The following is a 12,871-nucleotide window of genomic DNA, read 5'->3' on the forward strand; positions in this document are numbered from 1 at the left end:
ATTAACCTTGTCCGGATGAACAACGCGCCGATCGGGATCTTCGACTCCGGGGTGGGCGGGCTCACCGTCGCCCGCGCCGTCCTCGACCAGCTGCCGCAGGAGGAGCTGGTCTACATCGGCGACACTGCACACGGTCCCTATGGGCCACGGCCCATCGCCGAGGTCCGGTCCCTCGCGCTGGAGATCATGGACGAGCTCGTGGGGCATGGCGTGAAGATGCTCGTCATCGCCTGCAACACCGCCTCCGCCGCCGTGCTGCGCGATGCGCGGGAACGCTACGACGTGCCCGTGGTCGAGGTCATCCAGCCGGCCGTGCGCCGTGCTGTCGCCGCGACCCGCAACCGTCGGGTGGGAGTGATCGCCACCGAGGGCACCGTGACCTCCCGCGCCTATGAGGACGCCTTCGCCGCCGCCCCCGAACTCACGCTCACTACCCAGGCCTGCCCACGTTTCGTCGAGTTCGTCGAGAACGGTGTGGTCAGCGGCAGGGAAGTGGTCGAGGTCGCTGAGGAATACCTGGCCCCGGTCCGCGAGGCAGGGGTGGACACCCTGGTGCTGGGATGCACCCACTATCCGATGCTCGCCGGCCCCATCAGCTACGTCATGGGCCCGGACGTCACCCTGGTCTCGTCCGCGGAGGAGACTGCCCTGGACGTGTACCGCCAGCTGCGCGGCGAAGACCAGCTGCGGGAGACGGAGCGGGCACCCCGTCACGTGTTCTCCCAGACTGCGGCCGGCGACGGCAGCACCCACTTCGCGCGCCTCTCGCGCCGGTTCTTGGGCCCCACCTTCGATGTCACCGCCTCGTTGCCGGTGGTGCAGGCATGAGGGTCCACGTCATCGGCTGCAGCGGCAGCTTCGCCGGGCCCGACGGGGCGGCGTCGAGCTACCTGATCGAGCAGGAAGACGCGCAGGGCCGGCTCTGGCGCGTCCTGATGGACCTGGGCTCGGGCGCCTTCGGCCCGCTGCAGAGTGTCATCGATCCGGCCGAACTGGACGCAGTGGTCGTCTCCCACCTGCACCCCGATCACTATCTCGACCTCACCGGGCTCGAGGTGTTCTGGGCCTACCACTCGCGGGATGACCTGGGGAAGCTTCCCATCTACGCCCCCGCGCCCTTGCCTGAGCGGATCTCGGCTGTGCTGGGTCGCAATGGCGACATCCCTGACGGGGTGACCTGCGCTCCCTTCGATCACCATGCGCTCACGGACCACCAACGCTTCTCCATCGGCCCGCTGGAGTTCGAGACCCGCGCCGTGCTCCATCCGGTCGAGGCCTACGGCTTCCGGATCACCGGCGGCGGCAGCACGCTGGCCTACTCGGGGGACACCGACGCCTGCGACGCGCTCGACGAGCTCGCGCACGGCGCAGACCTGTTCCTCTGCGAGGCCGGGTATATCGAGGGCCGTGACGACCGCTTCACCGGGGTGCACCTGACCGGCCGCCGCGCCGGGGAGAGTGCGGCCCGGGCCGGGGTGGGACATCTCGCCCTGACCCACATCCCCGCGTGGACGGATCCGGAGATCCCTCTCGCCGAGGCGCGCGCCGTGCACTCCGGTCCGATCACAGTGGTCCGTCCGATGGATATCCTCGAGGTGCACCCCTGATCGACGTGCTGCGAAGGACCAGCGACTGTTGATGGCTGTCGGTCAGGCTGATTCTCTCTCCCCACTTCGAGGAAGGAGCTCCATGAGCTCTCCGCACCAGACCCCCATCGGTGACCGCGTCGACGGCCGCACCCCTGACCAGCTGCGCGAGGTCCGCATCACCCGCGGCTGGCTGGATCAGGCCGAAGGCAGCGCACTGATCGAGTTCGGCCGCACCCGCGTGCTGTGCACCGCCTCGTTCAGCGCAGGCGTGCCGCGCTGGAAGCAGGGCTCCGGCTCCGGCTGGGTCACCGCCGAGTACGCGATGCTGCCCCGCGCGACCAACACCAGGTCCCCCCGCGAATCCGTCAAGGGCAAGATCGGCGGCCGCACCCACGAGATCTCCCGTCTGATCGGCCGCTCGCTGCGCGCGATCATCGACCTGGACGCGCTGGGTGAGAACACCATCCAGCTGGACTGCGATGTGCTCCAGGCCGACGGCGGCACCCGCACCGCCGCGATCACCGGCGCCTATGTTGCGCTCGCCGATGCGATCACCTGGGGCAAGCAGCACACCTCGCTCCCCGCCGCGAAGCAGGTCCTCACCGACTCGGTGAGCGCGATCAGCGTCGGCATCGTCGAGGGCCGCCCGCTGCTGGACCTCGAGTACCGCGAGGACGTCACTGCGCAGACGGATATGAACGTCGTGGTCACCGGCTCCGGCTCCTTCGTGGAGGTGCAGGGCACCGCCGAGGGTGCGCCCTTCGACCGCACCGAGCTGGGGGCACTGCTGGACCTCGCCACGGACGGCTGCGCCGAGCTCGCGCAGATCCAGCGCGACGTGCTCGCGCAGCAGCGATGAGCGGAGCGCACACCACGATCCCAGCCGGGGCGCGGGTCATCCTCGCCTCGCACAACGCGAAGAAGCTGGCCGAGCTGCAGCGGATCCTCACCGCCGCAGTGCCGGGTCTCGCACCGGAGCAGGTAATCTCCTCGGCGGGGATCGACCTGCCGGACGTGGTCGAGGATGAGGTGAGCTTCGAGGGCAATGCGCTGCTGAAGGCCCGCTCCGCTGCGGCGGCCACCGGGCTGCTCGGGGTCGCCGACGATTCCGGCCTCGCGGTCGATGTGCTCGGCGGAGCGCCCGGCATCTTCTCCGCCCGCTGGAGCGGCCGGCACGGGGACGATGAGGCGAACAACGACCTGCTCCTCGCGCAGCTCGGTGATGTCCCCGAGCAGCACCGCGGCGCGCGGTTCGTCTGCGCGGCCGCGCTGGTCGCCCCCGACGGCACCGAGAGCGTCGAACGGGGCGAGATGGTGGGCACCCTGCTGCGGGAACGCCATGGCGAGGGCGGATTCGGATACGACCCGCTGTTCCTGCCCGAAGGCGAGACGCGCTCGGCCGCCGAGCTGAGCCCTGCGGAGAAGGATGCGATCTCCCATCGCGGGAAGGCCTTCCGGGCCCTCGCAGGCCACGTCGCCCAGCTGCTGGGTTGAACTGCCACGCCCCCGAGATGACGACGGCCCCGGCCCGGAGAGGAACCTCCGAGCCGGGGCCGCCGGCGTCCTCCGGCCCGCTCAGGCGGCGCCGACGTGGGCGAGCGCGCGCCGGATCAGCAGATCCCGGCCGCCGTTCATCTCCTCGAGCGGAGAGGAGTCCGAGAGCAGCTCGTCGACCCCGAACCAGGCCAGCTCGAGCGCATCCTCCTGCGGGGCGGTCTCTCCATCGACCGGCACCACATAGGCCAGCGAGATCGCGTGCTGGCGCGGATCATGGAAGGGCGAGACCCCGGGGGTGGGGAAGTACTCGGCGACGGTGAAGGGCACCGGGGAGACCGGGATCCGCGGCATCGCCATCGGACCCAGGTCCTTCTCGATGTGTCGAGCGATCGCCTCCCGGATCATCTCGTGCACGAGCACCCGACCAGAGACGATCGCGCGCACGATCTGCCCGGCACCGGAGGCGCGCAGCAGCAGACCGACCTCTTCGACGGAGCCGTCCACATCGGTGCGCACGGGAATGATGTCCACGTAGGGGATCGGCAGCCGACGACGAAGCTCGGTGACCTGCTCAGGCTCGAACCAGGAGCCCTCGGAATCCACGGCGGTGCGATTGCTCATGCGGTGTCTCCTCCTGCGGGGTTGCTTCGGTCAGTGCCGGCGGCGATCTGTGCCGGGGCCAGCTGAGACTTCTCGACGAAGAAGCGGGGATTCTGCGCACGGGAGACCACCTTGACTGCATGATCGACCTCCGCGCCGGCGATCATCCGGACCCGCCAGGTGATGCCCTCGAGCTCGACCAGGGACAGCGTCGCGTTGGGGATCGAGGGCATCGGCTGCTCGATGATGCCCGAGAGCAGGAAACGGATCAGCGTGCCATGCGCGACGACGAGCACCTTCTTGCCCGGGTAGCGCTCCTCGAGCGCCTCCAGGGCGTCGTATCCGCGGTCGGCGACCGCCTGGTGGTCCTCACGCCCGGGGAACGAGCGTCCCGGATAGGTCGCTTCCATCTCCTCGACGGCATGACCCTCGGCAGCGCCCCAGTCGATCTCCACCAGGCGGGCGTAGGTGCCGCCGAAGGGGATGCGGTGGTCCTCGCCGATGATCCGGCCGGTCTGCTCGGCGCGCTGCAGCGGTGAGGTGATCACCACGTCCCAGTCCACTGCCGGCAGTTCATCGAAGGCGGCATGCGCCTGGGCGATCCCGGTCGCGTTCAAGGGGATGTCAGAGGACCCCTGGAACAGGTTCTTCAGGTTGTAGTCCGTCTGCCCATGGCGGACGAGTCCGAACAGGGTCATGAAGCTGTCTCCTCAACGCAGGGGTGATGCGTGCGCGAGAAGGGACTCGAACCCTCACGCCCTGGGGCACTGGAACCTAAATCCAGCGCGTCTACCAATTCCGCCACTCGCGCGCGCACCAAGCCTAACTGTCCAGCGGCCATGCTCCGGTAGGCTCGGATGGTCTTCCAGACCTCGACATACCAGGAGCATTCATGAGCGCCCTCGCAGGCAAGACCGCCGTCGTCACCGGTTCGTCCCGAGGAGTCGGTGCTGCCACCGCGAAGCTGCTCGCCGCCGACGGTGCGAACGTCGTCATCAACTACCGCCAGAAGGCACCCCGCGCCAACAAGGTGGTCGCTGAGATCGAGGCCGCAGGCGGCAAGGCTGTCGCCGTCGGCGCGGATCTCACCGAGGCCGAGGGCCTGCGCACCCTGATGCAGACCGCGATCGACACCTTCGGCGGCCTGGACCTGCTGGTCCTGAACGCCTCCGGCGGGATGGAGACCAACCTCGGCGAGGACTATGCGATGCGGCTGAACCGTGACGCCCAGTCCGCTGCGCTCACCGCCGGGCTCGAGCATCTCCCCGAGGGCGGCCGGGTGGTCTTCGTGACCAGCCACCAGGCGCACTTCATCGACGAGGTCGAGACCATGCCCGAATACGAGCAGGTCGCGCGGTCCAAGCGGGCGGGAGAGACGGCGCTGACCGAGCGCCTGCCGGAGATGTCCGGTGCCGGAGTCTCCTTCGTGGTTGTCTCCGCCGACATGATCGAGGGCACCGTCACCGCGACCCTGCTGGACCGGGCACGGCCCGGAGCGCTCGAGGCGCGCCGCGAGGCGGCAGGCAAGCTCTACTCCGTCGAGGAGTTCGCCGCCGAGATCGCGAAGATGGCGAGCGCGGACGTCGAGACCGGGCACATCGAGCTGGTCGGCGGCGCCGACGACTTCCTGGCCCGCACCCAGGGCTGACGGCGCCTGCAACGACCTGACCGCGATACGATCTGTACAGCAGACCCTGACGACCCCGGAGGCAGTGGTGGCCAAGAAGAAGAACCTGGACGAGATGCGCGATGAGGCATATCGCCGACAGGACAATCTCGCGTCCGACATCGACGAGCTGATCAATCGCGTGAACCCGAAGAACGCGGCGACGCGCTGGAAGAACGAGATCACCGGTGCGGTGAAGGGTTTTTCCGCGGCCGGTGACGGAAAGTCCCCTGCAACGCTCCCGGTAGCGATCGCAGGCGGCGTCATCGGCGTGGTCCTCATCGGTGCAGGGATCGCTGCGGCGATCGTGCTGTCCGGAGGGGATGAGAAGGCCGCGAAGAAGGCGGGCGAGAAAGCACGGAAGGACCACGCGGCCGCGCAGGCGAAGGCCGCAAAGCAGAAGGCCAAGGAGAAGGCCCACGCAGCGAAGGAGTGACCCTCGCGCGGGCGTTCAGCCCTGTGCACTGTTCAGCGCCGGTCGCCATCGCGACCGGCGCTGAGTGCATCTCGGGGGCTTGGGGGAGTCCGACGACCGTTCGGTAGCATGCCGGTGTCGGCGCCACACGTTGCGCCAGCGGAAGCAGCGACACGTGCGGAACCAGCTACCCACGGGAAGGCTCAGACCTCGCCGTCGACGTAGAACCAGCTGCCGTCCTCCCGGACGAAGCGCGAGACCTCATGCTGCTCCTGGCGCCCCTGCGGTCCTTTCGAGACCGCCACGAACTCCACGGTGCCGACATTCTCGAACGGACCACCCTCGAGGGTGGCGAGCACGTCCAGACGCAACCAGCGCAGGCCCTCCTCGAGCGACTCTGCGAGCTCTTCGCGCGGAGGTCGGGTGCTGGCGTGCCAGGAGCGCAGCAGATGTTCGAGATCACGTACCGCGAAGGCGGTGTAGCGCGAGCGCATCATCGCCTCCGCGGTGCCGGCGCGACGCTCCTGCCGCAGCACGGGGCCGCAGCAGCCACCGAAGGTGTCGCCGCTGCCGCAGGGGCACCGAGAGCTGTCAGGCAGGGCAGTGGGAGGCGTACTCATCTCTCGAGTATTCCGCTGAGCGCCTCGTAGTGATGACAGGATCGGGGCATGCCCGAGAATTCTTCCCGCTCCGTCACCGGGCCGACCCGAGTCCCGGCGCTGCTGCCGACCGGCTACCGGCTGCTCGAGGAGCCGCCGACGAGCGAGGAGTACGTGCAGCTGCGTCGGGAATCAGGTCTGAGCCCCCGCACTCCGGCGCAGGCCTCGGGTGCCCTGAGCGCGAGCTGGGCCTGGACCACGGTGCGCACAGCAGAGGGCGTCCTGGCGGCGATGGGGCGCGTGATCGGCGACGGCACCTGGTATTTCCACCTCGCCGATATCGCGACCGATCCCTCCCACCAGCGGCGGGGGCTGGGACGGGTCGTGATGGAGCAGCTGATCGCACGGATCGACGATGTCGCCCCGCCGCAGCCCTACATCACGCTTCTCGCCGATCCGCCCGGGCAGAGCCTCTACCGCTCCCTGGGATTCGTGGACTCGGACCCGAGCCTGGGGATGCGACTGCCCCGGTGACTCGCCGCCCCAGGGACATGGCGGCCCGGCGGCACTCTCCCGCACCCCGAGGTGCGCACCGCCGGGATCGCCGCCTACGCTCATCCTCATGAAGAGCTTCCATATCGACCAGAACGATCCCCGCAGCTCCTGGGAACAGATGATCGCAGGCGACTGGTACATCGCCGACGATCCGGAGATCCAGCGCGCCTTCCGCCACGCACTGACCGAGACCGAACGCTTCACCAACGCCTACGCCGCAGATCCCGAGGCCGCCCAGGACATCCTGCGCGGGCTCCTGGGCAGCTTCGGGGAGGGGGCACATGTGCGGGCCCCGCTGCGGGTCGACTACGGCACTCAGCTGCACATCGGTGAGGGGACGTTCGTGAACTTCCAGCTCACCGCCCTCGATGTGGTCGAGATCAGAATCGGGAAGAACTGCCAGCTGGGTCCGAACATTCAGCTGCTCACCCCGATCCATCCGCTCGAGCTCGAATCGCGCCGTCAGGGCTGGGAGGCGGCGGAGCCGATCCTCATCGGCGACGACGTCTGGATCGGTGGGGGAGTGACCGTGCTGCCCGGCGTGAGCATCGGCGACGGAGCGGTGATCGGAGCGGGCAGCGTCGTCACGAAGGACATTCCGGCGCGCAGCCTCGCGGTCGGGAACCCGGCACGGGTGCTCCGCGAGCTCTGAGCCGCGGCGTGGAACATCAGCGTGGAACTTCAGGGCACCGGAGGGAGCGTCGGCGATCCAGAGGGGCCGCAGCGCAGGAGAACAGGCAGGGCTCAGCGGCGTGACCAGCCCGGGGTGGAGGGGCCCACAGTGGGCCGCCACCCGGTCTCGGACATGAACCGCACCGAGGAGACCCGCAACGAGCGGCGCTGCACCTCGAGCCGGGTGCCGACGATCGCCTGGGTGATCTCCGGATAGAACTTCGCCGGGTTCTCGGTCCCCGCCTCTGCGGAGAGATCCTTCGCCCAGCGCTTCTTCGTGATCGGCTCGCCACCGACGTTGTAGAACCCGCTGTTCGCGCGCAGAGCGGCGACGAACGCACGGCCAGCATCGGAATGGTGCAGGAGGGTGATGTAGTGATCCGGCTTGCCCAGCAGGATCGGATCACCCTCGCGCGTCGCCTTCAGGGCATGGGTGGTGTGCTGGTCCCGGCCGAACAGCTGGCCGAGGCGCAGGACCACGGCGCTGCGGCCCGAAGTCGCGAAGTCGACCGCAGCTCGCATCTCCTTCACCCGGGGACGGAACGCCTGGTTCCGGACGCTGAGTGCGAGGTCCTCACTGATCCACTCCGCGCCGTTATCCGGGTAGAGGAAGATCGTGGACTCCTGGATCAGGCGCCGTGCCCCAGCCTGGGCGGCGGCCTTCGCGATCGCCACAGATGCTTCGAGATGGAGCCGGTCATCCTCCCGCCAGGCCAGCGGCCGCAGCCCGGACATGCCGACCGGGACATGCGCGAGCGTGTTGATCACGACGTCATGGCCACGGAAGGCGCGGGTCAGATCTTCGGCGTCGAACACATCGGCGACGAGGGCGTTGCCGCCACGTCCTTCGATGATCGGGACCCCGGAGTCGCGGCGGGTGATGCCGGTGACCTCATGGCCGGCGGCGACCAGCGCTTCGACGGCTTCCTGGCCAAGCACACCTGTGGCACCGGTGATCGCGATCCGCACACTGACCTCCTCTGGCGAGCGACCTGCGGGGGTCCTCGCGCGCCGAGCTTCCTGTGAGAATCGAGTCTAGAGGATTACAGCAGGTCCCCGCGCCGCCGGGAGTCCTGGTGGACCCGTCGGTCCGACAGTGGCTCGACGCAGACCCGCCGTGGGCGCGTCTGGACGCGCCGCTGTTCGCTCGCTCACACAGTGGCCCCTCGAGTTGGACCTGCGGCCTCATGGGGGTAAAGTTCTTTTCTGTTCGCGCCATTAGCTCAGTTGGTTAGAGCGGCTGACTCTTAATCAGTAGGTCCGGGGTTCGAGTCCCTGATGGCGCACCAGCGAGAGAGGCCCCACCTTCCAGGTGGGGCCTCTTCGTCTTTCGTGCAGAGGAGGGCTCAGAGCCCGATCCGCACCACGCTGCCTCCGCCGGGGACAGGAGCAGCTGCGCCGAGCGTGAGGTAGGCGTCCCCGTCGCGGATCGCGAGCCCGTACGGCTGATCCAGACCGCCGGCGATGATCTCGTGCTGGTCGCTACCGGGGGCGATCTCGCGCAACGCGCCGATGGGCCCGTTCAGCAGCCCGCTGGTTGCCAGCTCCACGGCATAGAGCCTTCCGTCCTTCGCGAAGGCGAGGGAGGTGACGTTCGTGAGTCCGGTGGCATATGGCTCGGGTGCGTGCCCGGGAGCGACCCGCCAGATCGTCGAGGACCCCTTTTCGAAGGGGAAGCCGACGAGCTGCGAGACGTACCAGGCGCCATCCGGTCCCTGCACCACATCACTGGGGACTGCGTCTGCGGGGAACCCGATGGGCGTCGGCCCGGGCTGCGTGGTCAGCAACGGGCTGAATCCTGCGACTGTGGTCCCACCCTTTCGGGTGGAGACCAGTGAGTTTCCTCCGGCGTCCAGGTAGACGTATCCGTTTCCGCTGAGGGCGAGACCGGTCGGGTTGCTGTCTATGGGGGTATCGACGCTGTGCGCGTCCTCATGAGCGACAGCATCGAATGCGAGGGAGATCCTGCCGCCGCTGTGCTGGGGCTTGAGGCTGCCGGTGACGATGGTCCCTAGGTTCTTGCCGTCTGTACCGAAGGCGTCTCGATGCTCAGGGGAGCCGCCCAGGCCGATGCTGATCGCAAAGCGATGATTCCCGGTGAAGGCGATGTCGAAGGGGCCGATCGCCTCGCTGTCGTTCGCCACGGACGGGAGCCCGGTGACCACGCGCTCGACGCCGTGGTCCGTGATCTGGGCGATCGAGCCGGTGGCACCGAGGCAGGCGCTGGCGGCTGCGGTGAGGGGGTGGCAGTTCCCTCCCGCTTCGGCTGTGGGGCCACCGGTGCCCGCCTCGGCGACATAGAGGGCTCCGCCTGGGCTGAAGGTCAGGTGGCGAGGGCTGTTCAGTCCCGTGGCGATGATCTCGACGTCCGGCTCGGCTGCGCCCTGCGCGACGGCTGGGGAGGCTCCGAGGAGAGCCGCCCCGAGGGCGAGAGCGCCGGCCGCGGCCAGCAGCCGAGTGGTTCGATGACGAAGCATGGTGAACCCTCCTATACCACACCGCGGCACCGTTGCGGCGGCTTTTCGCCACAGTAGTCCGTGATGGCGCGGATGGATAGGCCAACACCTGCCCGATATGTCCGGTAGCAGTGGGAGGCGTCAGAAGCTGTGCCGAGCGGATTCAGGGTGGCGCACGCCCGGAGCTGGCGTCGATGAACATATCGATGGACATCTGGTGGAGGGATCGGGGAGACGGGACCTGGCGTCAGCTCCCGGCCATAGCCTGCCCACATGACATCCGCGCGAGAATCGGCATCTTCACAGGGAGCTGCCGCGGCCGCTCCTCAGGCACGGAAAGGCGCCTCATGGCGTCATTGAGCTCCCCCAGACTCACTGCTGCACCGTGCGCGGCATCCGCACTCCTGATGCTGAGCGCCTGCGGAGCAACTGCCCCGAGCGACCCCGAGTCGTACCTGCCCCGGGTGGAGAGCGCGTGGGACATCGAGGTCCCGGAGAGCGCAGAAGTGCGGGAGTATTACAGCTCCGAGGCGGACTTTCACGGCGGCAGGGACGAAGTGTACGTGCTCGACATACCCGCCGCGGACCGCACCGGAGTGTAGGATCCAGCGTCATATGCGCATGGTGTTCCCCACGATGGTGCGCCGTCCGTCAGCGAGATCTCCGCCTCAGCCGGCGCGCCGATCACGGATGATCTGCTGGACAGCCTCCGCTGCGGCGACCCCGTGAGGGCCGACCAGAACTTCATCCTGTTCTGCATCGATGGCGAGACCGACGCGTTCTACGTGTTCGAGCAGCTCTTCTAATCTCTGAGCGTGCCGTGGCTGGCGGGGACGTAGAACCGTCGGCTGCGATCCTGCGATCCAGAGATCCTCAGCGGAAGCGGCGCACCGCCGCCGGATTCGCCTCGGCCAGCTCCCGGATCGGCTCGTGCTCGGTCTTGGCGAGGACTTCGGAGAGCGTGCCGCGGGCCAGCAGCTGCCCGTCGCCGAGGAAGACGATCTGCGGGCACAGCCGCTGCAGCAGCTCGACGTCGTGCGAGGCGATCAGGGTGCCGATGCCGAGGCGCTGGATGGTGGCGGCGAGGGTGGCCGCGATCCGGGCCCTGGTGTTCGGATCCACCGCGGTGAGCGGCTCGTCGAGCACCAGGAGCTCGGGGCGGGTGGCGAGCGCTGTCGCGAGCGCGACCCGTTGGATCTCCCCGCCGGAGAGGGTGCGCATGGTGCGGGGCAGGAAGTGCTCGGCGAGGCCGACGGATTCGAGCATCTCCGCAGCGGAGACGGAGTGGGTGCGGCCGCCCTTGCGTGCCACCTTCGCGGCCAGCTCGAGTCGGGAACGCACGGTCTCGCGGGGATCCGTGATGGTCATCGCGTACTGCGAGACGAAGCGGACCGCGGCGCGGAAGGTCTTACGGTCCTTCCCGCGCAGCTTCGAGACTCGGCGCCCGTTCCAGGTGACCTCCCCGGCATCGGGGATGTGCTCTCCGCTGAGCGAGGCGAGCAGAGTCGTCTTTCCCGCTCCGGAGGGGCCCAGCAGGCCCAGCGGCGGATCCCCGGCGCTGAGCGTGAGGTCGATGCCCTGAAGCACCTGCTCGCCGGGATATCCGGCATGCAGGGAGGTGGCGGTGAGCGTCGTCGAAGCTGGCATCAGGGTCTTTCCTCGCGGTGGCAGGACAGAGGCACTCTAGCCAGGGGACCTGGGGACCCCCTCCGATGGCCGGCGCGGCGAGATCAGGAGGTCAGTCTGCGGCGTCGACCTGCAGGAACGAGCGCGCCAGCCGTTCCAGCTCCTCCGCAGGGGCATCCTCATGCGCCCCGGTCTGCATCGTGCGCACCGTCCGCTCCCGGACGGCGAGGCTCAGCACGAGGCCGAACATCGCCCGGCTCGCGAAACCCGGATCGAGACCTTCGCGGAGCATGCTCAGCTTCGCGAACTCCGTGAAGCACCCCTCGAAGATGTGCTCGTGGACGCGGCGCAGCCGCGCCATACGGAACCGTCCAGGGTGATCTCCGCTGACGGACTCCGCGCCGAGAGTGGCCAGCAGCTGAGTCGGCAGTGCGGAGGGGTCCCAGTGCACGGTGAGCTCCGCCACCATCGCCTCGGGGCTCGCATGCATCGTCTCGGCCTGGTCGAGGATCCGCTGCGCATGGGCCTCGAGCAGATCGATGACGCTGTCCAGCAGGATCTCCTTGGACGGGAAGTGGTGCATCAGGCCCGGGTGGGAGATCCCGATGTGACGGCTGATGTCCCGCAGGCTCGCCCCGTAGTACCCGCGCTCGGCGAACATCTCCGCTGCCCCTTCGAGGATCTCCTCCCGCCGAGTGCGGGCTCGGGATCCGCGGGCCTGGTCAGGTGCCTGTGCCGGCGACGCGGGGGAGGCGCGGTGGTCGCTGCGCACGAGCGCGAGGGGCGCCAGGGGAGCAGCCCGGTGCGCACTCTCCAGGATCAGGTCATCAGCGGTGCCCGACAGGCGCGGAGCGACGACGGTCCGTCGGCACACGGGCAAGGGGTCGGGCAGGCGGTAGTCCACTTGCGCCGCGCCGTCCTCGGACTCCCGATCGATCGCGTGCCGCAGCGGCATCAACCCATCCAGGTCGATGTGCTCCGCTCCGGTCAGATCGAGCGTGAGGCAGGGGGCCGGTTCGAGTCCCCACGCCTGGCGGACGATTGGTATCAGGGCGGTGTGGGTCTCGGCAGTGAGGCAACCCGCGACGGAGAGCTGGATCTCGCGCAGATCCAGATCGACGCGGACGGTCACGGAGAGGGTGTGGGGCATGGGTGGAGGCCATTTCGTGAAGCACAAGGACTCGGCCTTCTGCTAG

Annotated in this window: 15 protein-coding genes and 2 tRNA genes; 9 read left to right on the top strand and 8 right to left on the bottom strand. The window is 68.7% G+C overall.

Translation table 11 applies throughout. The annotated features are described in order from the left end of the window. Positions 1 to 15 precede the first annotated feature (15 nt). From murI to rdgB, 4 genes are all read left to right on the top strand, one after another. Positions 16 to 828, top strand: coding sequence for a glutamate racemase (murI, locus tag ABD893_RS09530; RefSeq protein WP_345078908.1), 813 nt, complete (start codon positions 16 to 18; stop codon positions 826 to 828). Then, on the top strand, positions 825 to 1,607 hold the full coding sequence (locus ABD893_RS09535; protein ID WP_345078911.1) for an MBL fold metallo-hydrolase: 783 nt from the start codon (positions 825 to 827) through the stop codon (positions 1,605 to 1,607). The genes murI and ABD893_RS09535 overlap by 4 nt, the downstream gene beginning before the upstream one ends. An 82-nt stretch (positions 1,608 to 1,689) precedes the next feature. Beyond that, a complete protein-coding gene (gene rph / locus ABD893_RS09540) occupies positions 1,690 to 2,448 on the top strand; it encodes a ribonuclease PH (RefSeq protein ID WP_345078914.1) in 759 nt (252 codons plus the stop codon). After that, on the top strand, positions 2,445 to 3,083 hold the full coding sequence (gene rdgB, locus ABD893_RS09545) for an RdgB/HAM1 family non-canonical purine NTP pyrophosphatase (protein ID WP_345078917.1): 639 nt from the start codon (positions 2,445 to 2,447) through the stop codon (positions 3,081 to 3,083). Before rph ends, rdgB begins: the two co-directional genes overlap by 4 nt. 81 nt (positions 3,084 to 3,164) lie before the next feature. On the opposite strand, the gene ABD893_RS09550 is transcribed toward rdgB, so the two are convergent. The 3 genes from ABD893_RS09550 to ABD893_RS09560 all read right to left on the bottom strand — a co-directional run bounded on the left by ABD893_RS09550 (position 3,165) and on the right by ABD893_RS09560 (position 4,497). Next, positions 3,165 to 3,707, bottom strand: coding sequence for an NUDIX hydrolase family protein (locus ABD893_RS09550; RefSeq protein ID WP_345078920.1), 543 nt, complete (start codon positions 3,705 to 3,707; stop codon positions 3,165 to 3,167). After that, positions 3,704 to 4,384, bottom strand: coding sequence for a histidine phosphatase family protein (locus ABD893_RS09555; RefSeq protein ID WP_345078922.1), 681 nt, complete (start codon positions 4,382 to 4,384; stop codon positions 3,704 to 3,706). Before ABD893_RS09555 ends, ABD893_RS09550 begins: the two co-directional genes overlap by 4 nt. Positions 4,385 to 4,415: 31 nt before the next feature. Then, positions 4,416 to 4,497: transfer RNA gene (locus ABD893_RS09560), tRNA-Leu, on the bottom strand. A gap of 81 nt (positions 4,498 to 4,578) precedes the next feature. Between ABD893_RS09560 and ABD893_RS09565 the strand changes: the two genes are divergently transcribed. Beyond that, a complete protein-coding gene (locus ABD893_RS09565) occupies positions 4,579 to 5,334 on the top strand; it encodes an SDR family oxidoreductase (RefSeq protein WP_345078925.1) in 756 nt (251 codons plus the stop codon). A 67-nt stretch (positions 5,335 to 5,401) separates the two neighbouring features. Then, positions 5,402 to 5,788: a hypothetical protein gene (locus tag ABD893_RS09570; RefSeq protein ID WP_345078928.1), complete on the top strand. Its 387-nt coding sequence runs from the start codon at positions 5,402 to 5,404 to the stop codon at positions 5,786 to 5,788. A 182-nt stretch (positions 5,789 to 5,970) separates the two neighbouring features. Here the strand turns inward: ABD893_RS09570 and ABD893_RS09575 are convergent, their stop codons facing one another. Beyond that, positions 5,971 to 6,387: a YchJ family protein gene (locus tag ABD893_RS09575; RefSeq protein ID WP_345078931.1), complete on the bottom strand. Its 417-nt coding sequence runs from the start codon at positions 6,385 to 6,387 to the stop codon at positions 5,971 to 5,973. Between the two features lie 48 nt (positions 6,388 to 6,435). Between ABD893_RS09575 and ABD893_RS09580 the strand changes: the two genes are divergently transcribed. Both ABD893_RS09580 and ABD893_RS09585 read left to right on the top strand, forming a co-directional pair. Next, entirely contained in the window at positions 6,436 to 6,900 is a 465-nt protein-coding gene (locus tag ABD893_RS09580) for a GNAT family N-acetyltransferase (RefSeq protein ID WP_345078934.1), read from the top strand. Positions 6,901 to 6,988: 88 nt separating this feature from the next. Next, positions 6,989 to 7,573, top strand: a complete 585-nt coding sequence (locus ABD893_RS09585) for a sugar O-acetyltransferase (RefSeq protein WP_345078937.1) — start codon at positions 6,989 to 6,991, stop codon at positions 7,571 to 7,573. 92 nt (positions 7,574 to 7,665) lie between these two features. Here the strand turns inward: ABD893_RS09585 and ABD893_RS09590 are convergent, their stop codons facing one another. Next, entirely contained in the window at positions 7,666 to 8,562 is an 897-nt protein-coding gene (locus ABD893_RS09590) for an NAD-dependent epimerase/dehydratase family protein (RefSeq protein ID WP_345078940.1), read from the bottom strand. Between the two features lie 243 nt (positions 8,563 to 8,805). Between ABD893_RS09590 and ABD893_RS09595 the strand changes: the two genes are divergently transcribed. After that, positions 8,806 to 8,882 (top strand) — tRNA-Lys (locus tag ABD893_RS09595). A 57-nt stretch (positions 8,883 to 8,939) separates the two neighbouring features. Here the strand turns inward: ABD893_RS09595 and ABD893_RS09600 are convergent. The 3 genes from ABD893_RS09600 to ABD893_RS09610 all read right to left on the bottom strand — a co-directional run bounded on the left by ABD893_RS09600 (position 8,940) and on the right by ABD893_RS09610 (position 12,825). Further along, on the bottom strand, positions 8,940 to 10,070 hold the full coding sequence (locus tag ABD893_RS09600) for a ScyD/ScyE family protein (RefSeq protein ID WP_345078943.1): 1,131 nt from the start codon (positions 10,068 to 10,070) through the stop codon (positions 8,940 to 8,942). A gap of 852 nt (positions 10,071 to 10,922) precedes the next feature. Next, a complete protein-coding gene (locus ABD893_RS09605) occupies positions 10,923 to 11,696 on the bottom strand; it encodes an ABC transporter ATP-binding protein (RefSeq protein ID WP_345078946.1) in 774 nt (257 codons plus the stop codon). A gap of 91 nt (positions 11,697 to 11,787) precedes the next feature. Then, positions 11,788 to 12,825, bottom strand: a complete 1,038-nt coding sequence (locus ABD893_RS09610; protein WP_345078949.1) for a TetR/AcrR family transcriptional regulator — start codon at positions 12,823 to 12,825, stop codon at positions 11,788 to 11,790. Between the last annotated feature and the right edge of the window lie 46 nt (positions 12,826 to 12,871).

It is taken from the genome of Brachybacterium paraconglomeratum, from assembly GCF_039541415.1.
GTDB lineage: Bacteria > Actinomycetota > Actinomycetes > Actinomycetales > Dermabacteraceae > Brachybacterium > Brachybacterium paraconglomeratum_A.